This is a genomic window from Streptomyces sp. bgisy100, from assembly GCF_057709105.1.
The window spans coordinates 1-26,550 of sequence record NZ_JBYITE010000017.1 but is presented as its reverse complement, the minus strand read 5'-3'; the positions used below and the strand labels follow the sequence as shown (position 1 = coordinate 26,550).

The window sequence follows — 26,550 nt, the reverse complement described above, 5'->3', positions numbered from 1 at the left end:
ATGCTAGCCCCATTTCGTTCGTACGTTCGATACCTCATTCGGGTGACGCGTACATCACGTTCCCTTCCAGGCATGAACCATTTAGGCTCCGGGCACGTCCTCATGAACAACCGGCAATCCAGCCGGGCGGACAAACCACGACAAGCGCGATGAATACGTAAGCCCCGAGCACTACGGCTCATTCGCCGCCAACCGGCAGCATCCGAATCACCCCGGAAGGAACTTTCCAAGGTAAGGCACGAGCGGGAACGTTTTCGGCCTGGTTGGATGTTGACCCTGGTACGACAGCTCGTCGAGCTAGAGAAGAGGCGACGTGACTACTGTTCTGACCCCCGCGAGCCCGCTGACGGCCGCTGACCGCTGCGACCGCTGCGGCGCCCAGGCCTACCTGCGCGTCGTCCTGATGAGCGGCGGTGAACTGCTCTTCTGCGCCCACCACGGACGCAAGTTCGAGCCGGAACTCAAGAAGATCGCCGCGGAAATACAGGACGAGACGGAGCGTCTCACCGCTCCGGCTTCGGCCCCCGACGAGGAACGCTGACGCTTCGCACAACGACGAGCCAGTGCCGGCCCAGGGCCGGTCGGCGGGCGGTTACCCCTGACAACAGGGGTAACCGCCCGTTTCTCTGTCCGCCGCGCCCGGCACGGACCGGCCCGACCGGCCGTCAGGACCGCGCCGCGACCAGGCCGGCGACGGCCGAGACCCTGGTGTAGACGCCGGGCTGACCGGCCTCCCCGCACCCGCTCCCCCACGAGACCAGGCCGATCAGCCGCCCATGGGCCATGAGCGGCCCTCCACTGTCCCCCTGGCAGGCGTCACGCCCGCCCCCGGGCTCTCCGGCGCACACCATGGAGTCGGCTTCGTAGCGGCCGTCCTGCGTCCCTGGATAGGCGTTCCGGCACACCGCGTCGTCCAGCACCGCCACACCGGCGGCATGCAGCGTCGAGGAGTAGGTGCCGCGCCCGGTGGTGTCGCCCCAGCCGTACACCGTGGCCTGGGTACCGGGCCGGTACGCGCCGTCCCCGGCGGGCGCCATGGGCGCGACGTAGCTCTGCGGCAGCGCCGAGGCCAGGGTGAGCACCGCGACGTCGCCGGCATTGGTCGTGGGGTTGTAGGCGGGGTTGACCCAGACGTCGCGGACCGCGATCTCCTGCCCCGCACGGCCCCGCAGATCGTCCCGCCCGGCGATCACCTGGAGGTCGCGCACGGCGCTCCGGTCGGTCCCGAGCACCTCGCGGCTCATGCAGTGCGCCGCGGTGAGCACCGTCGTCCGGCCGACGACGACGGCGCCGCAGAACTGTCCCGACCTGCTGCTGCCGAAGCGGTCCCGGCTGGCGAGCGCCACCGCCCAGGGACTCTGGTTCACCGGAACCTGCCGGCCTCCTATGATCACGCTGTCCGCGGTGGCGGGAGTGGGCGCCACCAGGGAGGGACCGACGGCGACGGACGTCAGCGCCAGCGCACCCAACAGCGCGCGGGGGATGGAAGGCATACTCACTCCTGACTCTGTGGCGCCATGTGCACACCCAGGGTGACCCAAACGGACACGGTCCGCACCCGGACGGACGCATTCAGGAAGCACGAAGGCCCGGAACCCCGCTAAGGGTTCCGGGCCTTCGCGCTACGGCGTACCGATCAGTCGAGGTAGTCGCGCAGCACCTGCGAGCGGGACGGGTGGCGCAGCTTCGACATGGTCTTGGACTCGATCTGCCGGATGCGCTCACGCGTCACGCCGTAGACCTTGCCGATCTCGTCCAGCGTCTTCGGCTGGCCGTCGGTGAGCCCGAACCGCATGGACACGACTCCCGCCTCGCGCTCGCTGAGCGTGTCGAGGACCGAGTGCAGCTGCTCCTGGAGGAGTGTGAAGCTCACCGCGTCGGCCGGGACGACGGCCTCGGAGTCCTCGATGAGGTCACCGAACTCGCTGTCGCCGTCCTCGCCCAGCGGGGTGTGCAGGGAGATGGGCTCGCGGCCGTACTTCTGGACCTCGATGACCTTCTCCGGGGTCATGTCGAGCTCCTTGGCCAGCTCCTCCGGGGTCGGCTCGCGGCCGAGGTCCTGGAGCATCTGGCGCTGGACGCGCGCGAGCTTGTTGATGACCTCGACCATGTGCACCGGGATACGGATGGTGCGGGCCTGGTCGGCCATGGCCCGGGTGATCGCCTGACGGATCCACCAGGTGGCATACGTGGAGAACTTGTAGCCCTTGGTGTAGTCGAACTTCTCGACCGCACGGATCAGACCGAGGTTGCCCTCCTGGATGAGATCCAGGAAGAGCATGCCGCGGCCCGTGTAGCGCTTGGCCAGCGACACCACGAGGCGGAGGTTCGCCTCGAGCAGGTGGTTCTTGGCGCGGCGGCCGTCCTCGGCGATGATCTCCAGCTCGCGCTTGAGCTTCGGGGCGAGCTTGTCGGAGTTCGACAGCTTGTCCTCGGCGAAGAGACCGGCCTCGATGCGCTTGGCGAGCTCGACCTCCTGCTCCGCGTTGAGCAGCGGGACCTTGCCGATCTGCTTGAGGTAGTCCTTGACCGGGTCCGCGGTGGCACCGGCGGCGGCGACCTGCTGGGCGGGAGCGTCGTCCTCGTCCTCGTCGGACAGGACGAAGCCCGCGTTCTCCGGCTCGCCCTCGGCGCCCTCGGCGGCGGGCTTGCCGGGCGCCGCCGGCTCCTCCACCACGTCGTCGACGTCGAGCAGCTCGTCGGCTTCCTTCTTGGCGGCGGTCTTCTTGGCCACCGTCTTCTTGGCGGCGGTCTTCTTCGCGACCGTCTTCTTGGCCGCGGTCTTCTTCGCGGCCGCCTTCTTGGCGGGCGCGGCCGTCGACTCGTCCTCGGCGGAGGCCGCGGAGCGCGAGACGGCGGGCTCGGTGGGGGCGGCGGCCTTCTTGGCCGCGGCCGTCTTGGAGGCGACGGTCTTGGTGGCGGTGCGCTTGGCCGGGCTCTTCGCTGCGACGCTCTTACGGGTGCGCTTGGGCGCCTCCGCGGCACTGACCATCAGCGTCACACCCTCCTCGTCGAGGATCTGGTTGAGGCTGCGCAGAACGTTCTTCCACTGGGTTGGCGGAATCTGGTCAGCCTCGAAGGCCCGACGCACGTCGTCGCCGGCGATCTGCCCATCAGCCTTTCCCCGCTCGATGAGCGCCATGACAGACTCGGATTCGGCGATCTCCGGCGGGAGCGTACGGGATGTGCTGGCCGACACGAACAACCTCTCGGAACGATGGAAACGGCTTCCGGCTCGGTCCACAACAGACCGGAGCCGACGACCGTCGGCGGGGATGGACCGACGACGCGGGCGGAACCGCAGAGCAACACAGCGTCGCGAACGACATCCGTATTCCCTCAGCGACTGTCACCTCTTAGGTCATCGCACTGCTCCGAAGAGTGTTACGCCCAATCCGCGTGGCCCGAGTCACATCGTGCACCGGTTTCGAACCGGTCATACCCGGCACATGCCCGCGACGGGCACGGATGGGGCGGCTGACCTGCGGCCGCCCCGGTCGAGGCCGCCGGATCCCCGGGCGGGATCCGGCGGCAGGCCGCCCGCCGCTCCCGCGGTCAGTGCTCACGCGGTGCGGGCACCACGCGCTCCACCTCGAGGTGCACGGTGAGCAGCTGGCGCATCGCCGCCTCCGCTCCGGCGGCGTCGCCGGCGCCGAGGGCCTCGACGATGCGTGCGTGGTTCCCGACCGAGGTCTCGCTGGGCCGGTCGCAGCCGGTGGCGGGGCCGCCGGAGACGTGGAGGGCGGACCCGACGATGCCCGACAGGTGCTCGAGCATGCGGTTGCCCGCGAGCTGCAGCAGCAGTGCGTGGAACTCGGTGTCGGCGCGGGAGAACGTGAGGGAGTCGCCCTGGGCCAGGGAGTGGCCCATGATCTCGACCATGTCGGCGAGCCGCTGCTGGACGTCCTCACGGCCGTGGCCGGCGGCGAGCCGGGCGGCGAGCGGCTCGATCGTCCAGCGCAGCTCGCACAGCTCCCGGCGCTGGTCGTCGCGCTGCGGGCCGAACGCCCGCCACTCGATGATGTCCGGGTCGAGCAGGTTCCAGTCGCTCACCGGGCGGACCCGGGTCCCGACGTTCGGGCGGGCGCTGACGAGGCCCTTGGCCTCGAGGACGCGGAGCGACTCGCGGACGACGGTCCGGGAGACCTCGAAGCGCTGGCCGATCTCCTCGGGGACGAGCGGGCGGTCGGCGCCCAGGTCGCCCGAAACGATCATTTGGCCGAGCTGCTGGACGAGTTGTCCGTGCAGCCCTCGGCCCCGGCTGCCGGCGGCACGGCGGCCGACTCTCCCCATCTCCGGGTCGGTCCCCTCCCAGGACGGGGCGGCGGGGCGCTCGGTGCCGGGAGCGTCGCCGTAGGGGTAGCGGTCAAGCTCGCCCGGACCGGGGAGGCCGGAGTCGACGGGGCGAGCCGCGGTCATCATGGTGTGCGCAAGGGTACTCACGCATCCTTTGTCGGCGACGCTCCGGGCACCCTTGAGGTCTTTGGTGAAAAGCACACGAAAGGGTGATCGCCCATCACCTCATAATTGACGCCTAATCGGAAGCAAACGGGCTCGCTCCGCCGGGGTCCGGGCAGTTCGCGCCCGGCGCGCCCGAGATCACGGCCACCAGCGGGTTCTCCCCCTCAACACCACGATCAGGTAGGCGCAGAGCAGCGCGCCGAGGGACAACGCCATCGCCTGTCCGACCGGTTGGGAACCGAGCCGCACGGCGCCGGAGACCCACGGGTCCACCCCGGAGGGCCACTGCACCAGAGAACCGGCGCGGAACAGGCCGGACAGCCCCTGGAAGGCGTGGACCGCCGGACCTTCCAGCAAGTGCTGCACCGCGGGCACGACGAGCATGGGCACCGACAGGACGGCGACCAGCCCCATCAGCGTCGACCGGAACAGCCCGGCGGCCAGCAGCCCGGCCCAGGCGCAGCCCATGACGAGCCCGGTCCAGCCCAGGGCCGCCACCGGCCAGTCGGGCGGGAGGCCCACGGCACCGGGCCCGAAGACCAGCCGCAGCACCAGGCCGTTGACGGCCACCGACACCGCCCCGAGCACGGTGGCGACGGCAGTGCAGACCAGGAGCTTGGCACCCAGCAGACCGAGCCGCCTGGGCACCGGGCTGTGGCCGTGGGCGAGCGCCGGATAGCGGAACTCCTGACCGAAGGCGAGAGCCCCGAGCAGTCCGGCGCCGAACGCGGCGGGCGGCAGCGGCAGTTCCTCGGGCCAGCCGGTGAGCAGCCGCGCCGCCGAGGTGTCCCCGGCGCGGGCCAGGGGCAGGGCGACGAGCAGCGCCGCGACGAGTGCGGCGGCGGCGGCCAGCCAGCCGGTCCGCACACCGCCCGCGCGCCGCAGTTCGTAGCGCACCGGCCAGACCGGGCCGGGCGGCGACATCCGCGGGATCGGGATGGTGGCGTCGTCGAGCAGATGCCCGGCAGCGGCGGAGGCAGAGCCGCCGTCCGGCCCGTCGGGGACCGCGGTCGGGCCCATGTCCCCGACCTCGTCCGCCAGCTGATGCACGAGGATGCCGTGCCGGAAGGCGGCCTCCCCCACGTCCGCACAGCTGCTGCCGTAGACGGAGATCCGGCTCCCGCCCTCGCGGACGACCTCCACCGCCGGATTCCCGGAGTGGATCTCGTCGGCCAGCAGGGCGGAGAGCCGGGCGGCGTGCGGGGTGCGGACCGCGACCCGTGGACGCAGACGGGTCCGGGCGAACTCGGCCACGGGCTGGTCGGCGACGACGCGGCCGCCGTCCAGGGTGACCACGCGGTCGGCGAGGCGCGCGGCCTCCTTGGGGTCGTCCAGTGCCACCAGGACGGTGCCGCTCCCGGCCGCGTGGTCGCGGAGCAGTCCGTGCAGCCAGGCCGTCTCGCGGGACGACAGCCCCTTGGTGGGCTCGTCGAGGACGAGCGTGTGGGGGTCGCCGATCAGTGCTGCCGCCAGACCGAGCCGGCGGTCCATGCCGCGGGAGAGCGAGCCGAGGCGCTGTTCGGTGAGGCCGCCGAGGCCGACGGCCCCGAGCACCTCATCGGCCCGCTCGGTGGGGACACCGGCCGCGGCCGCCAGCATGCGCAGATGGTTTCCGACCGTCCGCGCGGGGTGACCGGGGACGTCCCCGAGCAGCACCCCGACCTCGCGGGACGGGTGCGCCATGTGGTCCAGCGGACGCCCCTCGAAGAGGGCGACCCCGCGGCCGGGGCGGAGTTGCAGCATGAGCCGCAGGGCAGTGGTCTTGCCCGCACCGTCGGCACCGAGCAGAACGGTGACGTGTCCGGGGCGGGCCTCGAAGGTCAGTTCCTCGACGGCGGGCGGTTCACTGCGTCGGGGTGCGCTGGTCAGTCCGATGGCCTGGATCATCGCTTCTCTCGCGGGACGGGGAGACCGCTCCTCGGCAAGTGCGGCAGGTACCGGAGCAAGATAACGCGACATGTCCTATTTTCCATGCGGCACGCTGCCGATGACCGCCGACCGGGTACCTCCTCTCCCCGGGCGGCCCAACGGAGCTGACGCGCGCTCAGACCTCGGGCCGGAGCATGGGCGGGTTGAGGAGCGTCGCGCCGCCCGCCCGGAACAGCTGGGCGGGGCGTCCGCCCTGACGGGTCGTCGTGCCGCCCGTGGGCACGAGGAAACCGGGGGTGCCGGTCACCTTGCGGTGGAAGTTGCGCGGGTCGAGGGCGACGCCCCACACGGCCTCGTAGACCCGGCGCAGCTCGCCGACGGTGAACTCCTGGGGGCAGAACGCGGTCGCCAGGGACGAGTACTCGATCTTCGACCGGGCGCGCTCCACACCGTCCGCCAGGATCCGGGCGTGATCGAAGGCGAGCGGGGCCACCTCCTCCCCGTCCCGGGTGAAGCCGCCCTCCGGCCCGAGAAGATCCTCCACGGGAGCCCACCGCACACTGTGCGCGTCACCGCCCGGACGCGGGGCGGGCAGGTCGGGGGCCAGCACCAGGTGCGCCACACTGACGACCCGCATCCGGGGGTCCCGCTTCGGCTCGCCGTAGGTGGCGAGCTGCTCGAGGTGGGCCCCGTTCACCGCCGTGGGCCCGGAGGGATCGTGCGCCAACAGCCCGGTCTCCTCGGACAGCTCGCGGGCCGCGGCCGCCGCGAGATCCTCGTCGCCCCGCACGAAGCCGCCCGGCAGCGCCCAACGCCCCTGGTACGGCGGCTCCCCGCGGCGGACGGCCAGCGCACAGAGCGCATGCCGTCGCACCGTGAGCACGACCAGGTCGACAGTGACTGCGAAGGGCGGAAAGGCCGACGGGTCGTAGGGCGACATGCGGCGATCATAGTCGTCTGCCTGACGATAAACAGGCCCTTCGGCAGGCACTTCAGGCCACACGTGTGCCCGGTGGGTCACCACCCCCTTCCCCGCCCCCGGCGCTGTCGACGAGCGGGCTCATCCGCTGCTCCGGGCGCCGCGGCGGCCGGTCCGTCGGCGGGTACGGCTGCGGTTCGCCTGCACGGGCGGCCGGGTGCCACCCCGCGACCCCCGGCCGCCCCGCCGGCCCGGTCCCCGGTCGGGCGCGCGGCCCGGGGCGTCACAGGCCGAGGGGCCGGACCCGCGGTCGCTGCGGGCGGCCCGCTCCTTGCGGAGGCAGCGGCGGAGCAGCTCCGGGTCGAGCCCTTCGTTCGCTCCCTGGTGCAGCAGCTTGGCGAACACATAGTCGGGGTCGGCCCGCAGCGCCATGCCCAGGGCCACCCGGGCGGTGGGCTCGTCCCCGGCGGCCCAGGCCACCCACCCCGCGAGCGTCAGCGGGGCAGCCGCGTGATCGCGATAGGCGCCGACGCACCGCCGGGCGACTGACCGCCAGAGGCGCAGGGCGGAGTCCACGTCCGGGGCTTCCATCCACTCCGCGGCCCGGTCGCGAGTCGTCCGGTCCTGCAGCCCCACGACGATCGCTGCGGCCTCCTCATCGGTGACCAGGGCGTCGTCACGGACGTCGGCGTCATGGTGGGTGCCGACCGGTGACACCCCGGCGAACCGGCCCAGGAGCCGGCGGATGAGCGCCAGCGTCTCCTCGCAGACCGTCTCCCGGGCGACACCCCCGAGGATCCTGGGGACCAGCTCCGTCGCGACCGCGTCCAGCACCTCCTCCTGCGCCCTCGCGGCCGGCCCCGTACGAGGAGCCAGCCTGGCCTCCATCTCGCGCAGCGAGCCGCGCACCTGGATCCCGGCGAAGGTGGCCGCCGCCGCCATGACCGACGTACCGGGCAAGGTCAGCGGGCTGCCCTGCGCCGGACAGCACCGGACGTCCGGGCAGCAGTAGGACCAGAAGCGGCCCCCGGAGATGCACAGCGCCTCCGGCACGGGAACATCCAGCTCTCCGCAGGCCGTACGCAGGCTCTGGGCCAGCGGCCGCAGCCGCTCCATCACCTCCTGCGCCGCCTCCTCCCCCGAGGGGTCCTGGCAGAGGAAGACGAGAATCCCCTCGGGCCGGGAGCCGCGCTTGGCGCTGCCGCTCACCAGGCACTCCGCGAGCTGCCGCGCGACCTCCGGCCACTCGTCGGGACCTCCGGGGATGCCGAGCCGCAGACGGCCGCCGAACCGGCCGTGGGCGCCGTGCAGCGCGACCATCACGATGCTGTCGTCGGGATGGAAGCCAAGCAAGTACGGCAGGGCGTCGGCGAGTTCGGCGGGACTGCGGAGGGTGATCCGGTCTTCGGGGGACGGCTGGGGCGGTTCGGTGTGCTCAGTCATGCCACGACGGTGCCGCGAGGACGTGGCACCCACCACCCCTGTGGATAACTCCGGGCATCTTGTCGTACGCATGCTGTGGACAGGGTTGTCCACAGGCCCTCCGCCCCGTTCGCGCGATGTCGGCGGTATCGGGTTGCATGGGGGCATGACCAACGAAGACCTCCGGTCGGCCGCCGACGCCGTACTCGCCCGCCTCGTCGCGGATCCCTCCGGCGCGGCCACCCTGCGCGAAGACCAGTGGAAGGCGATCGAAGCGCTGGTCGCGGACCGCCGCCGCGCGCTGGTCGTGCAGCGCACGGGGTGGGGCAAGTCGGCCGTGTACTTCGTGGCCACCGCTCTGCTGCGGGCCCGCGGAAGCGGTCCCACGGTGATCGTTTCACCGCTGCTCGCCCTCATGCGGAACCAGATCGAAGCGGCCGAGCGGGCCGGTATCCGGGCGCGCACCATCAATTCGGCGAACACCGAGGAGTGGGACGCCGTCCAGGCGGAAGTGGCCGCCGGCGAGGTGGACGTGCTGCTGGTCAGTCCCGAGCGGCTGAACAATCCCGACTTCCGCGACCAGGTCCTCCCCAAGCTCGCGGCGGGCACCGGACTGCTCGTGGTCGACGAGGCACACTGCATCTCCGACTGGGGGCACGACTTCCGGCCCGACTACCGCCGGCTGCGGACCATGCTGGCCGACCTGCCGCCCGGTGTCCCCGTGCTCGCCACGACCGCGACCGCCAACGCCCGCGTCACGGCGGACGTCGCCGACCAGCTCGGCACCGGCGAAGGAGCCCCGGAGGCCCTCGTGCTGCGCGGGCCGCTCGACCGGGAGAGTCTCAGCCTCGGCGTTCTGCGGCTGCCGGACGCCGCTCACCGGCTGGCCTGGCTGGCCGACCACCTCGACGACCTCCCCGGGTCCGGGATCATCTACACCCTGACCGTCGCGGCAGCCGAGGAAGTGACGGCGTTCCTGCGGCAGCGGGGTCACGCCGTCGCGTCGTACTCCGGGAAGACCGAGGACGCCGACCGGCGGGCGGCCGAGGCCGACCTGCTCGCCAACCGGGTCAAAGCCCTGGTCGCCACCTCCGCCCTCGGTATGGGATTCGACAAGCCGGACCTGGGATTCGTCGTGCACCTGGGGTCCCCTTCCTCCCCCATCGCCTACTACCAGCAGGTGGGGCGCGCCGGCCGCGGGGTGGAGCACGCCGAGGTACTGCTCCTGCCCGGCCGTGAGGACGAGGCGATCTGGCGGTACTTCGCCTCGCTCGCCTTCCCGGGCGAGGAGCAGGTCCGCCGCACACTCGACGTGCTGGCCCAGGCCGGGCGGCCGCTCTCGCTTCCCGCGCTCGAACCGCAGGTGGAACTGCGGCGGTCGCGGCTGGAGACGATGCTCAAGGTGCTGGACGTGGACGGCGCGGTGCGGCGGGTGCGCGGTGGCTGGACGGCGACCGGCCGGCCGTGGACCTACGACGCGGAACGCTACGCCTGGGTGGCCCGGCAGCGTGAGGCCGAACAGCAGGCGATGCGGGAGTACGCCGGCACCGGCGACTGCCGGATGGAATTCCTGCGGCGGCAGCTGGACGACGAGTCGGCGGCCGCGTGCGGGCGCTGCGACAACTGCGCGGGAGCGCGCCTGGGCCCCGAGGTGTCGGCCGCGTCCCTGGAGGCGGCGCGGGGTGAGCTCGGCAGGCCGGGTGTCGAGGTGGAGCCGCGCCGGATGTGGCCCACCGGCCTTCCCGCCATCGGCGTGGAGCTCAAGGGCCGGATCCCCACCGCGGAACAGGCCGCCCCCGGGCGGGCCCTCGGGCGGCTCTCCGACATCGGCTGGGGCAACCGGTTGCGGCCGTTGCTCTCCCCTCAGGGGCAGGACGGGCCGGTGCCCGACGATGTGGCCGACGCCGTGGTCACCGTGCTGGCCGACTGGGCGAGGGGACCCGGCGGTTGGGCCTCCGGGACGGCCGGCGCCCCGGCCAGGCCGGTCGGGGTGGTCACGCTCGCCTCCCGGTCACGCCCCCAGCTGATCCGGACGCTCGGGGAACGCATCGCCGCCGTCGGCCGGATGCCGCTGCTGGGATCCGTGGCGTACACGGACGGGGAGGCGGACCCCCGGGTTCCGCGGTCCAACAGCGCTCAGCGGCTCCGGGCGCTGCACGGTGCGCTGACCGTACCCCCGGCGTTGTCCGAGGAGTTGGCGCGAGCCGCGGGTCCGGTGCTGCTGGTGGACGACCTCGCCGACACCGGGTGGACGCTCGCGGTCGCCGCGCGGCTGTTGCGCAGGGCCGGAGCGGAGGAGGTGTTTCCGCTGGTCCTCGCCGTACAGGGGTAACCACGGGCGCGGTGGCCGAAATATACGCGGCAGAACGGCAGTTAACGGTCGGCCGGGCGGATTGCTCATTGCCGCAGGCCAGTCCGCCCGGAAGAATTGGCAGCGATCCGCGCACCGGCCGCACCCGGGTTCGTCGTGCCCCGGCCTGCCGTGCCGCGGTTCGCTCCGCGACAGACTCCGCCCGAGCTGCGGGCGGCGCAGACCGAGGGAGGACCGTGACCTCCGGCTTCGCTCCTCCTCCTGCCGCGCCCTTCGGCGGCGCGACGGCCTCCCCGTCCAGGTCGGGGCGGATCCTCGAGCCCGCGGAGTGGGCCGCGGCGGGAATCCCGTTGCTGCGCAACCCCCGCGAGGTCGTCACCGGACTGCACTCCCGCCACGGCCCGACTCCTTCGACAGCCGTGGTGGCGGTGCTCGGCACGGACGAACGGGTCAGTGCCAGCGCGTCGTTCACCCATCCGTCGGCCGCGGCCGACGGGTGGGTGCTCCGCAACGCGCTGCTGGCGCAACTGCGCCGGATCGTCCCGCACGACCTCAGGCGCCGGGTGCCCGTGCGCACGGCCGTGCTCCTCCACTGCCGGGACGGAGACCCCGGCTGGACGGAGGAGGACGGCGCGTGGATGTGGGGGCTGCGCGACGCGTGCACGCTGCACGGTCTGCGCTGCGGGTCGTACATCACCCTGACGAGCGGCGGCTGGCAGGTGTTCGGCGAGGGGCGCGGCGGCCGACGACCGCACGCGGCCTCCCCCTCGGAGGAGAACCGCGGCGGACCGGATCACCGGAACGGTGCGTCCGCCCGCCCGCGGCACATCGCGGACACGGCAGCGGAATGGGCCCACCCCGGTGTGGAATGGGCACGTCCCAGCGCTGTCCACTGACGAACGAGGGGCATCTCCCACCCGCCGTCCGTTGACGAGCGGGAAGGTCACCTCCCACCCGCCCTCCGCTGACGGACTTCGGCGGGAGCCGTCGTGCAGCTGCCGCCCCGGCCGGAGGACCCACCGGAGCGACCCACCGGAGCGACTGACCGGAGGAACGCACCGGCAAGGCCGGTGTGTCCGGGCGACCCGCTGCGCGGGGCCCGGCCCAACGGCCGGGCACAGCGCATCCGGTCGTCCGGCGCACCGCGTCCGACCATCGGGCGCGGTGTGCGTTCCGACGGCCGGCAGTGCGCTCAGGCGCCAGCGCCGACGAGCGCGTTGATCCGCTGGGGATCACCGCAGACGATCAGCAGCACTCCGGCTCTGGTCATGGCGGCGGGCAGGGCACGGGCGGCGGCGTCGTCCGGGCCACCGTTGACCGCGACCACCACGACGGGGCGGCCGGCAGCGCGCTCGGTGGCGGCGGCGTCCAGGTAGAAGACGTCGTCGCCGGCGTCGTGCTGCGCCCAGTAGGACGCTTCGCCGAAGGACAGTTCGTGCGCGGCCCACGGGTGCTGGTCACCGGTGGTCAGCACGAGGATGTCGTGCGGCGCACGTCCGGAGTCCAGCAGCAGATCCACCGCTTCCTCGGCCGCGTCCAGCGCGCCCTCCGCGGAAGCGGGGATCAGCTGGATCTGGGGGGTCGAGGCGGCGGGCGCCTTGGACTTGGCCGCGTCACGCGGGCCGCGCTGCGACGGCGTGGCGGACGGGCCTCGCTGGGGACCGGGACGGCCGGGCCGCGACGTTGCGGGCCGGGGGCCGGGGCCAGGGACGGGACGGGGGGTCGACGCGGCACGGCCGGGGGCCGGAGTTGCGCGGGGACCCGGGACACTCTCGTGAATCTGAGGCTCCTCGGGGATGAGAGGCATGGGCTGATGTCTATCAAACGCCGGTGCGAAACGCATCAGCGGGGGTGGTCGCGGATTGGCCGCTCAGAAGTCGAAGCCGAGCTGCCCCCCGGATTCCAGGGCCGCCGCTTCCGTCCCGATCCGCTCCTGTTTGAGATGCCGCCAGCGCGGCAGCCCATCCAGGTAGGCCCAGGACATGCGGTGATGTTCCGTGGGGCCCAGCTCCTGCAGCGCGGCACGGTGCACGGGCGACGGGTAGCCCGCGTTGTCGACGAACTCGAAGTCGGGGCAGCCCAGGCCCAGTTCGGCCATCATCGCATCCCGGCGCACCTTGGCGATCACCGAGGCCGCGGACACGGCGATGCAGGACTGGTCGCCCTTGATGACCGTACGGACCGTCCAGGGCGCGCCCAGGTAATTGTGCTTGCCGTCGAGGATGACCGCGTCGGGACGGACCGGCAGCAGCTCCAGGGCCCGCACGGCGGCGAGCCGCAGTGCGGCGGTCATTCCCGTGCGGTCGATCTCCTGCGGCGTGGCGTGCCCCAGGGCGTAGGACGTGACCCACCCCTCCAGGACCCCGGCCAGTGCGGTGCGGCGCTTGGGGGTGAGCAGCTTGGAATCGGTCAGCCCCTCGGGCGGTCGGCGGAGGCCGGTGACCGCGGCGCACACCGTGACCGGACCGGCCCAGGCGCCGCGCCCGACCTCGTCGACGCCCGCGACGACTTTGGCACCGGTCGTCGCGCGGAGTGAGCGCTCGACGCTGTGGGTAGGCGGTTCGTACGGCATGGCGCAGTCAGATTACGCCGCCCGGCCGGGCTTGCGGCAGGCGGGGATCGGTCACCTCGGGACCGGCCCCGGGGCGCCCGCTCCGGGGCCGGCTTCCCCGTACCGGCACGTTCGCTTGCGCACACTCCCGCCGCCCGGGTGGAATGATCACCTGCCGGTACCGGCAACCCCTCCGCGAAGATTTCCGGAGCATTGCCGTCCGCCCCGCAATTCCGCACCCGTTGGCCTCCCCTGTGGATCAGATTCCTTGTCGGGCAGACACATGCAGCCCCTGCGGACGGTCCGGTTCTGCGCACCGAACGACGGGACAGCAGTCGCTTTCGCGAACACGGAGCCAGGTTCGGACCGGGAGTGTCCGCCGCGGGGCCGGGGTGGGGGCAAGCACGGCCCGAGGCGGGTGCGCGGCGCGCGGCGAACGGTGCGCGGCGAACGGTGCGCGGCGCGCGGCGAACGGTGCGATGCCCAAGGGCCGTGGACCGGCCCGGAGATGACGGTCACGCGCCGTCGGTGAAGCGGCTCGCTCTTCGTGTCGTTCGCGCCGGTATCCGATCACGGCGCCCCGGCCACGGCCCCACGGTGCCACCCGAAGTACACCCCCCGGCCGCCTCGCCGTCGGGCGGCAGCGGCCACGTTCCCGCGCTCGTCGGCACGGGGCGTATCCCTACGGCAGCTTGGCCGGATCCGGACGGCACCACCGGGATGCGGTCTGCGGTCACGGCACGGATTCGAGCCACCGGCCGAGACGCGTCGGCGCGGCCGAGAGACGGGCGCCCGTGCCGTGATGCGGGTCGCGATGCGGGTCGGCGGGTCGGCGGGTCGCGACGCGGGTCGCGTGATCAAGGCCACGGCTTCCGTCAGCGAGAGAACCGAGCGGAGGCGCCCCAGAGAGACCGCTCGGCCGTCAGCCGGTGGCGTCCGGAGCCCAGCCGGGCAACGGCTCGGTGCGGTCCCGCCACTCGGCCGGCGGCGCGCCGTCCGCCGCGGCCGCGACCACGCCGCCCACGATCGCGCAGGTGGTGTCCACATCCCCGCCCACCTGCGCCGTTGTCCAGAACGCCGCCTCGAAGTCCCCGAGGTGGCGGGCGGCCGCCCAGAGCGAGAACGGCACGGTGTCGTGGGCGCTGGTGCGGCGGCCGGAACCGAGCACCGCGGCGACCGTCCCGGCGTCGCCGTAGTCCAGCATGTCCAGAGCACGGCGCAGTCCCGCCTGCACGGCGCTGCGCGGAACGAGTTCGATCACCCCGCTGAGCAGGGATTCGGGGCTGCCGCAGCCCTCGGGGGCAGCCACCAGGGCCGCGGCGGCCGCGACCGCCATCGCCCCGGCGACGGCCTCACGGTGCTGGTGGGTGGTGTACGCGGAGATCTCCGCCTGATGCGTGGCCTGCTCCGCGTCGCCCGCGTACCAGGCGCCCAGCGGGGCGATCCGCATCGCGGCGCCGTTGCCCCACGACCCCTGGCCGTTGAACAGGGCGGACGCGAGTTCGCGCCAGTCGCCGCCCTCCCGGATGAGCCGGAGCATCCGGTTCACCGCGGGCCCGTAGCCGCGGTCGAAGTCGTGGTGCTCGGCGAAGGAACGGGCGAGCGCGTCCTGATCGATGCGGCCGTGTTCGGCGAGGACCGCCACCACCGAGCAGGCCATCTCGGTGTCGTCGGTCCACTGCCAGACACCCGGCGGCAGCGCGCGCCGCTTCAGCGCGGGGTAGTTCGACGGCACGAAGAACTGGGAGCCCAGTGCATCACCGACAGCCAGCCCACGCAGGCCGGCCAGGGCACGCTCACAGCGTCGCAACGGAGAAGGGTCAGCGCTCATCGCTCCGACACTCTAGCCGGTGGCGCCGTACGACTCGGGGGTGCACCAGCGCTCGAACGGCCGGTCCAGGTGGTAGCGGCCGCCTGTGCCGAGGATCAGCGTCCGGCTGTCGGCGTTCCCCGGGTTCGACAGTGACTCGAATTCGGCCACCGTCCAGTGGAACCAGCGCATGCAGAACAGCCGCATGGTCAGTCCATGGGTGACGAGCAGCACATTCGGCGGATGGTCGGGGTCCTCGAAGCTGCGGTGCAGGCTCTCCAGGAAGGCCCCGACCCGGTCGTAGACGTCCGCCCCCGACTCCCCCTGGGCGAAGCGGTAGAAGAAGTGCCCGTACGCGTCCCGGTAGATCTTCTGGAGCCGCACGTCCTCGGCGTCCTGCCAGTTGCCCCAGTCCTGCTCCCGCAGCCGCGGCTCCTCCCGGATCCGTACCCTCCGGGGGTCGAGACCGAGCGCGCGGAAGGTCTGGTGCGTCCGCCGGTACGGCGACACATAGGCGCTCACCCGCTCCTCCCCGAAGACCTCCCGCAGCCGCCGGCCGGCCTCCGTGGCCTGCCGCCACCCGGTCTCCGTCAGGTGGAGCGCATGATCGGGCTCGCGCTCGTAGACCGTGTCGTCGGTATTGCCCTCCGACTCTCCGTGCCGGAGGAGGACGATGCGCCGGGGCCGTGCCATGCGGCCACCATAGATCCGTCCTCCGGGGGCCGCCCCTCACGCCCGGTGGGGCGGCGGGGAGCCGGTCGTTCCGCGCCGTCGGCATCGGCTCCGGGGCACCGCGGGCGCTCCGCACCGGGCCGGGCACCGAGCCCGTGGGGCGGCCGAGCCCGTCGGGCGCCGACGTGGTGGCCCGGCGCACGCCCGGCGCGCCCGTCGTCGCCCCCGCTACCGGCTCCGGGAGCCTCGGGGGTCATCCGGCCGCAGACGGGCCCCGGCCGGGAGCCGCACCTGAGCCGCGCCCGGAGGTGGTACCGGCCCCCGGAGCGTGGTTCCCGGAGGTGGTACCGGTTCCCGGAAGGTGGTTCCCGGAGGTGGTACCGGTTTCCCGGAGGGTGTTCCGGCCCGGGCCGCGGCACGGTCCCGTCACACCGACCAGGAGGGCTCCAGCGCCACGACGTCACCGGCGAGCGCGGAGACATCGGCCTCGATCTGCGTCCGCAGGGCGAGCCGCTCCACCCGCTCCGTGCGGTACTTCCCGTGCTCGGCGGCGGAGTCCCACAGGGACAGCACCAGGAACTCGCTCCCCGGCGCCTCGCCGAAGAGGCCGCGCAGCATCCCGGGGGATCCGGCCATCGCCGGGTTCCACACCTTCTCCTGCATGAGCGTGAAGTGCTCCACCCGTTCGGGACGGACGCGGCAGTGCGCCACCCGCGCCACATCCGCGTCGGAGAAGACCGGCCGAAAACCGACCTTCACATCGAACCGGTGCTCGAAGAGCCGTATATGGGCGTCCTTGAACGTCCCCGACTGGGCCGCCGCGAGACGGTCGTGCGACCGCGCCATGAAGGAGTCGTAGAACGCCCGGCTCTCCCAGAAGGCGAAGAGGTGCGCCACACCGGGGCGCGCCCGGCTCCACCCGCCGCCCTGCCCCCGGAAGCCCGGCTCGCCGAGCAGCCCCGCCCACTTCCGCTGCCCCCGCTCGAAACCGCGGCGGTCCACCACGGTGCAGCGAATCCACTTGACCAGCACCGCGCCATCGTACGGCCCGCGACGTGCCCTGCATCACTCCCCGGCCGGGTCCGGTGACCCCGTACGCCCCCGGCGGTCCCGGGCGCCTCCCGCCCCGGGCACCGGCCGCGGAGCCGGTAGCGCGCGAGCACCCCGGCAGGCGGCCTGCCGCATGGCACCATGGGTAACCGGGTTGCAACACCTGGCAGTTACAGAGGGGATCCCGTGGGGGGGAGCCGTTCCCCAGCAGGCTCGAGCTCTGCCGGCGGTCGGGTACGGCCACCGGTCCGCGACGCTGCGGCACCCCGCGGACACATTCCACATCGGCGCGGTTCCGAGGAAGGGAAGTCTGGTGAACAGTCTCAACAAAGGGCTCAGGAAGGTCGAGGTCACGCTCAAATGGGACCCCAGCCCCGCGGGTGCGCCGGACAATGACCTCGACATCGTCGCCGCGACCTACTCCACGGAGAACCCGCCCGGCGAGCCCGCGTACCTGGTGCATTTCGACAGCCGTTCGCCCGACGGCACCATCACGCTCAACCGGGACAGCCGGACCGGCCAGGGATTCGGGTTCGACGAGGTGATGACGCTCGAACTCGACCGACTGGCCCCCGTGTACACCCGGGTCGTCGTGGGGGTGGCCATTCAGCAGAGCGAGGGCCGGAAGACCTTCGGTGACATCGAGAGCACCGGCGTGCGGATCGTCGAGGACCATCACGAGTTGCTGACGGACGACTTCGCCGGGGTTTCCGGCGCCACAGCGGCGACCGTGGCCGAATTCAGCCGTGACGAATCCGGCGCATGGACACTCCGCCGGTCCATGCGGGGTTTCGACGCCGACCCCGCCTCCTTCACCGCACTGATGGGCGGCCTTCCCACCTGACCGCACCGGACGCTCCCGTCCGGCCTGCCCGGGGGCGGTGGGTTCACCCGCCGCCCCCGGGCGCCGCATGGCCGCACCGGGCACCAACCCCGGACCGGGGTATCGACATGTCCAATTCCAGCCATGGAGACGAGATGTGACGGTGTCTCTGTTCACCCTGCACGGCAGCATGATCTAGATCACCCTGTGATCTGCACAATAAGCCGGTCTCGATGAGTCGCTGACGATGGTACGACCCCGATTCCTGACCGGAAGGCTCTCCCCCCTGATGTCGACGACATCCCTGACGGCTTACCAGAGAGATGTGTGGACGGCCGGTTCCCAGCACGAGGACTCGCCCCAGTTCAACTGCGTTCTCCATGAGCGCGTCGAAGGCGAACTCGATCGCGCGACTCTCGTCACAGCTGTGGAACAGGTACTGCAACGCCACGACACATTTCGTTTACGCTTCGACGAACACGACGGAACACCGTGTCAATGGTCCGTTTCCGAAGGCCCGAAGCTCCGCGTCCTCGATCTCTCGGGAGAATCCGACCCGGCCGCTTCCTGCGCCGCATGGAGGGAACGCACTCTCCAGCGGCCTCTTCCGCTCCGGCGCAGCCCCATGGTGGAGGTGTCGCTGCTGCTGGAAAGCCCTTCGGTGACGCACCTGCACCTCAAGGCACATCACATCGTCGCCGATGGCTGGACTCTCAACCAGTTGTCCCATCAGATCTTCGCGGACTATGCGAGGATTCGGCGCGGCGAGGAATCCTCCGGCGACTCCTCCTCCTATCTCGAATTCGCACAGGAGGAACGCGCCTACCGCGCCTCCGCGGAGTGCACCCGCGACCGGGAATTCCATCGCAGCAGGCTGGCCGACGTAACTCCGGCGCTGTTCGCCCACCGGGCCGTCGACGGTTCCGCGCAGCGGGCACGCCACTCGTTCCTGCTGGAAGGTCCCCTGATCGCACAGATCCGGGCGGCCGGCCTGTCACCCTTCGCCTATATCGCCGCCATGCTCGGCACCTGTCTCTCCCGGATCCACCGCGCCGAGGAAGTGACGATCGGCGTCCCCTTCCTGAACCGTCCCGAAGAGCATCACCAGGACGTTCTGGGCCACTTCGCGAATACCCTTCCGCTGCGGATCCGGACGGAGGGCGGGCAGTCGGTGCGTGATCTCGTCGCCGACGTCCGGCAGGCGACATCGGCCATCCGCCGGCACGAGCGGACGGCTCTCGGGGACGTGCTGCGGGACATTCCCGGGCTTCCCGCCGGAACACGGCAGTTGTCCGACGTCACGTTCTCCTATATGCGGTATCCGCGGGCCTCCCGGCTCCCCGGAATCACCCGTGCACTGACCCTGCAGGCTCCGTCGCACGATCAGGACGCCCTGGCCGTCTATGCCATCGCGTTCGACGACGTCGACCATGTCCAGGTCGATCTGGACTACGCCTGCGACGTCTTCGACGCAGACCTCCCCGTGGAGGCCGTGGCCCGGCATCTGAAGGTCCTGCTCACCGAGGGCGTCGGCCGGCTGGACGAGCCGGTGTCGGCGGTGCCGATGCTCACCCCCGCGGAGCGCCGGGACCTGCTGGCGGAGCACAGCCGGGGGCCCGTCGTCCCGTTCGCCGACGAGGCCACCTTGTCCTCCCTGTTCGAGGCGCAGGCGGCCCGGCACCCGGACCGGGTCGCCGTCGTCGCCGCCGGCAGCGGCGCGTCGCTGACCTACGGCGAACTCGATGCCCGGGCCAATCAGGTGGCGCGGGCCCTGCGGGCCGACGGGGTGCGGCCGGGCGACCGGGTCGCCCTGCTCATGGAGCGCGGACCGCAGCTGCTGGTGGCGCTGTTCGGCATCCTCAAATCCGGTGGTGCGTACGTACCGGTGGACCCCGGCTATCCGGCGGACCGCATCCGCTTCCTGCTGGAGGACAGCGGGGCCCGGATCGTGCTGGCCGACGACGTGGACCGGGCACCGGACGTGGCGGGGACGGCGGTCCGCCGGCCGGCCGACCTGCTGCACGGGCCGGCCGGCCCGCTCGAACCGGTCGCCACCTCGCGCGACCTCGCCTATGTCATCTACACCTCCGGTTCGACCGGCAGGCCCAAGGGCGTCATGGTCGAGCACCGGTCGGTGGTCAACCGCCTCGCCTGGATGCAGCGGCAGCATCCGCTCGGAGAAGGGGACATGCTGCTGCAGAAGACCCCGGTCTCGTTCGACGTCTCGGTGTGGGAGCTGTTCTGGTGGGCCGTCGAGGGCGCCGGACTGGTGCTGCTGCCGCCCGGTGGTGAGAAGGACCCCGAGCAGATGCTGCGGGCCGTTCGCGATCACCGGGTCAGTGCCCTGCACTTCGTCCCCTCCATGCTCGGCCCGTTCCTCGACCTGCTCCAGGAGTCGCCGGAGCGGGCGGAGGAGGCGGCCCGCTCGCTGCGGTTCGTCTTCTGCAGCGGTGAGGCGCTCGCGACAGCGCAGGTCGACCGCTTCAACCGGGTGTTCACCCAGGGCCGTTCGCCGCGCCCGGCACTGGTGAACCTCTACGGCCCGACCGAGGCCACCGTGGACGTGTCGTACCACAGCTGTCCCACCGACCCGGACCGTCCGGTCGGCCGCGTACCGATCGGCCGGCCCATCGACAACATCCAGCTGTACGTCCTGGGCCCGGACGACCACCTCCAGCCGTCCGGCGTACCGGGCGAGTTGTGCATCGGCGGCGTCGGCGTGGCCCGCGGCTATCTGGACCGTCCGGACCTCACCCGGGAGAAGTTCGTCGACGACCCGTTCACCCCGGGCGGCCGGCTGTACCGCACCGGTGACCTGGTGCGTCTGCTGGCCGACGGCGAGCTGGAGTACCTGGGCCGGCTGGACGGACAGGTCAAGATCCGGGGGAACCGGGTGGAGCTCGGCGAGGTCACCAACGCGCTCCTGACCGCCCCCGGGGTGCACGAAGCCCTGGTGGTGGACCGCGCCACGGCGGCGGCCGGAACCCAGCTGGTGGGCTATTACACCGCCGGCTCCGACCTCCCTGTGGCCGGGCTCCGCACTCATCTCGCCCGGTCCCTGCCACCGTTCATGATCCCGTCGCACTTCCTGCGGATCGGCCGGATCCCGCTCACCCCCAACGGCAAGGCCGACCGCCGGGCCCTGCCCGCTCCCGGCACCTCCGGCGGAGCGGCCGGGCACCAGGAGCCGCGCACCCCGGTGGAGACGGTGCTCGCCGAGGTCTGGGCCGAGGTGCTGGGCGTGGAGCGCGTCGGGGTGCACGACGACTACTACGCACTGGGCGGCGACTCGATCCTGATGCTCCGGATCCGCGCCCTGGCCGAGCGGCGGGGGGTGACCTTCGCCCTGGGCGACCTGGTGCGGAGCCCCACCGTCGCCGGTCTGGGCGCCTCGGCCGACACCGCGGAGCCGGCACCCGAACCCGGTCTCGCCCCGTTCGCCCTGGTCTCCGGTGTGGACCGGGCCCGGCTCGGCGATGCGGAGGACGCCTATCCCCTCACCCGGCTCCAGCTGGGCCTGATCTATCACAGCCGGCGCCAGGAGAGTTCGGCCGTCTACAAGGACGTCTTCCGGTACACCCTCCGCATGGCCTGGGACGAAGCCGCGTTCCGCCGGGCGTTCGACCGGCTGGTGGCCCGCCACCCGGTGCTGCGCGCCCACTTCGACCTGACCGGTGAACCGCTGCAGATCGTCCGGCCCACGGTGCGGGGCGGCCTGGAGGTCGCCGACCTGCGGGCGTACGGTGCCGCGGAGGCGGAGTCCCGGATCGAGGAGCACATCCGGCACCGCCGCTTCCACGACTACGCCTTCGAGCGGGCACCGCTGTATCTGTTCCGTGCCCATGTCCGGCCGTCCGCCGTCGACCTGGTCCTCAGCTTCCACCATGCGCTGCTGGACGGCGGCAGCGTGGCCAACCTCCTCGGGGAACTGCTCGAGGACTACGCGCACGGGCTCGGGCTGCCCACCGGCCCCGTCCCGGACACCCCGCTCCCCTCGGCCGCGCACCACGTCCTCGCCGAGCGGCGGGCCCTGGAGCACGAGGAGAGCCGGCAGTACTGGCGGGCGAAGCTGGACGGACGCACCCCCGTCCAGATCGACGCCTTCCGGCCGCACCAGCCCGCGGACGGCGGCGAGGAAACGATCGTGCGGCTGGTCGAACTGCCGGCGGAGACCGGAACCCGGCTGCGGGCACTGGCGCAGGAGCGGGCGCTGTCGGTGAAGTCGGTGCTGTTCGCCGCGCACGGACTGACCCTGGGCACGCTCACCGGCACCGCGGAGGTGACCACCGGGCTGGTCTCCCACGGCCGTCCGGAGCGGGCGGGGGCGGAGCGCATCGCCGGACTGTTCCTGAACACCCTGCCCATCAGGATCAGTACCGCCGCGGAGAGCCGGCTCGACATCGCGCGCGAGGCCCTGCGGCAGGAGCGGGAGAGCCACCCCTACCGGCACTACCCGCTGAGCGCCGTCCAGGAGGACCTCGGCGGCGGCACGGTGATCGAGACCGCCTTCAACTATGTGCACTTCCAGCAGCTCGCCCCGGTCCTGGGGCTGGACGGCATCGAGCTGACCGGCTTCCGCACCTGGGAGGAGACCAACTTCACGCTGCTGGTCAACGCCGTCACCGACCCGGTGGACCACCGGGTGCGGCTGCGCATCGACTGCGACGGACGGACCTTCACCCCCGAGCAGGCCGACCTCTACGCCGACCTCTACGTCCGGACCCTGCAGCGGCTGGTGGACCGGCCCGACGAGGCGCCCGACCAGTCCTTCCTCGCCGAGGAACCGCGGCCCGCCCCGGCCCCGCTGGACGATCCCCGGGACACCGTGGTGACCTTGTTCGACCGGCAGACCGCCCGTACCCCCGGGGCGACCGCCCTGGTCATGGGCGGGGAGCGATGGAGCTACGCACAGCTGTCCGCCGCGGCGGCGGCCGTGGCCGGAAAGCTGCGAGCACTCGGCGCCCCGCACGGTGCCCGGACCGGCATCGCCATGGACCGCTCCCCCGGAACGATCGCGGCGATCCTCGGGGCGCTACGCGCCGGGACGACGGTGGTGCCCCTGGACACCGGGTATCCCGAGAAGCGTCTCCGGAGCATGATCGAGCAGGCCGGGCCGTTCCGCGTCATCGCCCATGCCCGGTACGCCGGCCTGATCGGTGACCCGGCGCTGCTGCTCCCCGCGGAGTCCGTGACCGAACCGGGCCCCGGCGCCGACGAGGCGGAACCGCCCGTGATCGATCCGGAGGACCCCGCGTATCTGCTGTTCACCTCCGGCTCCACCGGGGAGCCCAAGGGCGTGTCGATGCCCCACCGGGCGCTGGCCAACCTCGTGGCGTGGCAGGCCCGGACCGCCAGCGGCGCCGTCGGCGGCGGCACCCTGCAGTACGCCCCGCTGAGCTTCGACGTGTCCTTCCAGGAGATCTTCTCCACGCTCTGCTCGGGCGGCACCCTGCACCTGGTGCCGGACGACGTCCGCCGGGACATGCCCGCACTGCTGCGTTTCCTCGACGAGCAGGGCGTGGAGCGGGTGTTCATGCCCTACGTCGCGCTCCAGCAGCTCGCCGAGGCGGCGGACGGCCTCGGCCTCGTCCCGTCCCGGCTGCGGGTGCTGATCTCCTCGGGCGAGCAGCTACGCGTCACCGAGGAGATCCGCCGGCTGTGCCGCCGGCTGCCGGGGGTGGTGCTGGAGAACCAGTACGGCCCGACGGAGACCCATGTCGCCACCCGCTTCACCATGACCGGCGACCCGTCCGCGTTCCCGGCGCTGCCCCCGATCGGTACCCCCATCGACGGTGTCGAGGCGTATGTGCTCGACGCCCGGCTGCGCCCGGTGCCGCCCGGGGTCCGCGGGGAGGTGTACCTCGGCGGCAGCTGTCTGGCCCAGGGCTACGCGGGCCGGCCGGACCTGACGAAGGAACGATTCCTCGACCATCCCTTCGGCCGCCCCGCCCTCGTCTACCGGACGGGGGACCTCGGCATGGTGCTGCCCGGTGGCGACATCGTGTGCGTGGGCCGCGCCGACACCCAGGTGAAGGTCCGCGGCTTCCGGGTCGAACCGGCCGAGGTGGAACTGGCCGTCACCGCGTTCGCCGACGGCTGCCCGGGGCTGCGGGAGGCAGCCGTCGTCGCCCGGCGGCGCGGCGCGGACGATGCCTTCCTCAGTGCGTTCCTCGTCGGGGACCCGGCGTCCGTGGACCTCGGCGACCTCGCCCGGCACCTGCGGAGCGTGCTGCCGGAGTACATGGTTCCGTCGCACTTCCAGTGGCTGGAACGCCTGCCGCTGACGCCCAGCGGCAAGCGCGACGACGCCGCACTGGGGCGGATTCCGCTCACCGGGACGGCCGGCTCCGGCACCACGACCGCGCCGCGCGACGAGCACGAGCGGGTGATCGCCGAGATGCTCGGCGACCTCCTCCAGGTGACCGGACTCGGCGTGCACGACAACTTCTTCGACCTCGGCGGAACCTCGCTCACCGCGATGCGCCTGGTCGTCTCGGTGGAGCAGCGCTACGGCGTCGGCATCCCGCTGGGCCGGCTGATCGCCGCACCCACCGTCGCCGAACTGGCCGCCGAGGTGCGCTCCGCGGTCTCCGGCGGCGCCCCCGCGCCGTTCGACCCGCTGGTGGCGATCCGCCCGCAGGGAGACAGGCCGCCGCTGTTCATGGTGCATCCGATGGGCGGCAACGTGCTCTGCTATCTGCCCTTCGCCCAGTACCTGCCGGACGACCAGCCGCTGTACGCGCTGCAGGCCGCGGGGGCGGACCCGGGGACCGAACCGCTGCGGAGCATGGAGGAGATCGCCGCCTCCTACGTGTCCGCGCTGCGCCGGATACAGCCGCACGGCCCGTACACGATCAGTGGCTGGTCCTTCGGCGGCTTCGCCGCGTTCGAGATCGCCCGGCAGCTGCGGGAGGCGGGCGAGGAGGTCTCCCGGCTGATCCTGCTCGACACCACCGCGGTCGACACCGAGCAGCGGAACCAGTACACCGAGGACGCCCTGCTGGGCTGGTTCTTCTGGGAGCTGCTCTGGCTGGAGCGCGGCGGCGCCTCGCCGGTCGAGGAGATCCCGGACGACATCACCTCCCTGGACGGCAGGTTCGCCTACATCGCCCGGCGCGCCACCGAGGCCGGAGTGCTGCCGGCGGGCAGCTCGGGAGCCGTGATCGGCCGGCTGTTCCGCGTGTACGAGGCGAACTGGAACGCCACGCTCGCCTACCGGCCGGAACCCTCCGCCCATGAGCTCACCCTGATCCGCGCGACCGAGCCGCTGCCCGAGGTCCTCGCCGCGATGCACGGTGCCGCGGGCAGTCGGCACCGGGACCCGGCGAACGGCTGGGGAGCCCTGGCGGGCGGCGGCCTCGACGTCATCGGCGTACCCGGCGATCACCTCACGATCATGGAAGAACCCCATGTCGGGCACGTGTCCCGGACCGTTGCCCGCATCATCCGCACGGCTCCGGCCGATGCTTCGAAGGAGAACTGACACCATGCCGGAGAACCGACCCACCAAGGTCCTGATCATCGGTGCCGGGATCGGCGGACTGACGCTCGCCATCGCGCTCCGCAGACTCGGCATGGAGGCCGTGGTCCACGAGCGGGCCACGGAGCTGCGCGCCGCGGGCTCCGGGCTGTCGGTGACGAGCAATGCCATGGCCGCGCTGGACACCCTCGGCATCGATCTCCACCTGACCAAACGGGGCCAGGCCGTGACGTCGTTCGACGTCCGCAGCCCCCGCGGCCGGCTGATCCGGCGGCTGCCGCTGCCCGAGATCGGCGCCGAACTGGGCGTGCCCACCGTGTGCATCAGCCGCACGGATCTGCAGCAGGCGCTGCTGGAGGCGGCGGGCGACACCCCGATCGTCCTCGGTTCGGCCGCCACCCGCGTCGAACCGGACGGCACCGTCCACTTCGAGGACGGCACCACGGCCCGGGGCGACGTCGTGGTCGGCGCCGACGGGTTCCACTCCGTCGTGCGTCGCGGGATCGTCGGCCCCGAGGAGGCCCGGGACGGCGGCTACGTCTGCTGGCTGGGGATCGTGCCCTTCAGCCATCCGCGGCTGTCCACCGGGGGCGTCGTCCACTACTGGGGCAGCGGACAGCGGTTCGGTCTGATCGACATCGGGCACGGCCGCGTCTACTGGTGGGGTACGAAGAACATGCCCCCGTCCCGGTCCCTGAACTGGCAGGGGGACCAGGACGAGATCCTGAGCGCCTACTCCGGCTGGGCCGAGGAGACCCAGGCAGCGGTCCGGGCCACCCCGCCGGAGGACATCCTGGCCGTGGGTTCCCGCTACCGCACGTTCCAGGACCGCTGGGGGGAGGGCCCGGTGACGCTGCTCGGCGACGCGGCCCACCCGATGCCCACCAGCCTCGGGCAGGGCGCGGCGATGGCGATGGAGGACGCCGTGGTCCTGGCCAGGACCCTCGCCGGAGCGACCGACCTCCCCGCCGCCCTGCGGACGTACGAGGACCGGCGCCGGGAGCGGACCCGGGCCGTCGTGAACGCCTCCATCGCGACGAGCGATATGGAGCAGCTGGAGAACCCGCTGCGCCGGCTGGCCCGCGACAGCTATCTGCGGCTGGTCCCGAACCGCACGCTGCTCCGCCAGCAACGTGCGGCGCTCACCTTCCCGGGCATCCCGGACTGACCCGACAGCCGGAA

17 protein-coding genes are annotated in these 26,550 nt (G+C 72.4%); 6 read left to right on the top strand and 11 right to left on the bottom strand.

The features are described from left to right. Positions 1-313 precede the first annotated feature (313 nt). Positions 314-541 carry a DUF7455 domain-containing protein gene (locus tag AC3EQ1_RS14360; protein WP_046925631.1) on the top strand — a complete coding sequence of 76 codons (228 nt, stop codon included), beginning with the start codon at positions 314-316 and terminating at the stop codon, positions 539-541. 124 nt (positions 542-665) lie between these two features. Here AC3EQ1_RS14360 and AC3EQ1_RS14355 read toward each other — a convergent pair whose 3' ends face one another. The 6 genes from AC3EQ1_RS14355 to AC3EQ1_RS14330 form a co-directional block, all read right to left on the bottom strand. Then, positions 666-1,493: a S1 family peptidase gene (locus AC3EQ1_RS14355; RefSeq protein ID WP_432094700.1), complete on the bottom strand. Its 828-nt coding sequence runs from the start codon at positions 1,491-1,493 to the stop codon at positions 666-668. A gap of 143 nt (positions 1,494-1,636) precedes the next feature. Then, complete coding sequence (locus AC3EQ1_RS14350; RefSeq protein WP_432094699.1) at positions 1,637-3,199, bottom strand: RNA polymerase sigma factor; 1,563 nt, start codon at positions 3,197-3,199, stop codon at positions 1,637-1,639. 356 nt (positions 3,200-3,555) lie between these two features. Next, a complete protein-coding gene (locus AC3EQ1_RS14345; protein ID WP_432094698.1) occupies positions 3,556-4,443 on the bottom strand; it encodes a FadR/GntR family transcriptional regulator in 888 nt (295 codons plus the stop codon). Between the two features lie 156 nt (positions 4,444-4,599). Beyond that, positions 4,600-6,348: an ABC transporter ATP-binding protein gene (locus tag AC3EQ1_RS14340; RefSeq protein ID WP_432094697.1), complete on the bottom strand. Its 1,749-nt coding sequence runs from the start codon at positions 6,346-6,348 to the stop codon at positions 4,600-4,602. A 157-nt stretch (positions 6,349-6,505) separates the two neighbouring features. Further along, complete coding sequence (locus AC3EQ1_RS14335) at positions 6,506-7,270, bottom strand: NUDIX hydrolase (protein ID WP_432094696.1); 765 nt, start codon at positions 7,268-7,270, stop codon at positions 6,506-6,508. A 120-nt stretch (positions 7,271-7,390) separates the two neighbouring features. Beyond that, positions 7,391-8,692 (bottom strand): DUF4192 domain-containing protein, encoded by a 1,302-nt coding sequence (locus AC3EQ1_RS14330; RefSeq protein ID WP_432094695.1) that lies wholly within the window; start codon positions 8,690-8,692, stop codon positions 7,391-7,393. 145 nt (positions 8,693-8,837) lie between these two features. Between AC3EQ1_RS14330 and AC3EQ1_RS14325 the strand changes: the two genes are divergently transcribed. Both AC3EQ1_RS14325 and AC3EQ1_RS14320 read left to right on the top strand, forming a co-directional pair. Beyond that, the gene (locus AC3EQ1_RS14325; RefSeq protein WP_432094694.1) at positions 8,838-11,003 is read left to right on the top strand and encodes a RecQ family ATP-dependent DNA helicase; all 2,166 of its coding nucleotides are present in this window, start codon (positions 8,838-8,840) and stop codon (positions 11,001-11,003) included. Positions 11,004-11,218: 215 nt separating this feature from the next. Beyond that, positions 11,219-11,878 (top strand): hypothetical protein, encoded by a 660-nt coding sequence (locus AC3EQ1_RS14320; protein ID WP_432094693.1) that lies wholly within the window; start codon positions 11,219-11,221, stop codon positions 11,876-11,878. 296 nt (positions 11,879-12,174) lie between these two features. Here the strand turns inward: AC3EQ1_RS14320 and AC3EQ1_RS14315 are convergent, their stop codons facing one another. From AC3EQ1_RS14315 to AC3EQ1_RS14295, 5 genes are all read right to left on the bottom strand, one after another. Then, a complete protein-coding gene (locus tag AC3EQ1_RS14315) occupies positions 12,175-12,789 on the bottom strand; it encodes a hypothetical protein (RefSeq protein ID WP_432094692.1) in 615 nt (204 codons plus the stop codon). 63 nt (positions 12,790-12,852) lie between these two features. Next, complete coding sequence (gene rnhB / locus AC3EQ1_RS14310; protein WP_432094691.1) at positions 12,853-13,554, bottom strand: ribonuclease HII; 702 nt, start codon at positions 13,552-13,554, stop codon at positions 12,853-12,855. A 901-nt stretch (positions 13,555-14,455) separates the two neighbouring features. Further along, complete coding sequence (locus tag AC3EQ1_RS14305) at positions 14,456-15,364, bottom strand: ADP-ribosylglycohydrolase family protein (protein ID WP_432094690.1); 909 nt, start codon at positions 15,362-15,364, stop codon at positions 14,456-14,458. Positions 15,365-15,376: 12 nt separating this feature from the next. Next, complete coding sequence (locus AC3EQ1_RS14300) at positions 15,377-16,036, bottom strand: histidine phosphatase family protein (protein ID WP_432094689.1); 660 nt, start codon at positions 16,034-16,036, stop codon at positions 15,377-15,379. A gap of 405 nt (positions 16,037-16,441) precedes the next feature. Then, entirely contained in the window at positions 16,442-17,047 is a 606-nt protein-coding gene (locus tag AC3EQ1_RS14295; RefSeq protein WP_351504992.1) for a YdbC family protein, read from the bottom strand. A gap of 331 nt (positions 17,048-17,378) precedes the next feature. On the opposite strand from AC3EQ1_RS14295, the gene AC3EQ1_RS14290 reads away from it, so the two are divergent. The 3 genes from AC3EQ1_RS14290 (at position 17,379) to AC3EQ1_RS14280 (ending at position 26,536) form a co-directional block, all read left to right on the top strand. Then, a complete protein-coding gene (locus AC3EQ1_RS14290) occupies positions 17,379-17,909 on the top strand; it encodes a TerD family protein (protein WP_432094688.1) in 531 nt (176 codons plus the stop codon). Between the two features lie 268 nt (positions 17,910-18,177). Then, the gene (locus AC3EQ1_RS14285; RefSeq protein WP_432094687.1) at positions 18,178-25,371 is read left to right on the top strand and encodes an amino acid adenylation domain-containing protein; all 7,194 of its coding nucleotides are present in this window, start codon (positions 18,178-18,180) and stop codon (positions 25,369-25,371) included. A 4-nt stretch (positions 25,372-25,375) separates the two neighbouring features. Next, positions 25,376-26,536 carry an FAD-dependent monooxygenase gene (locus tag AC3EQ1_RS14280; protein WP_432094686.1) on the top strand — a complete coding sequence of 387 codons (1,161 nt, stop codon included), beginning with the start codon at positions 25,376-25,378 and terminating at the stop codon, positions 26,534-26,536. Positions 26,537-26,550: the final 14 nt, after the last annotated feature.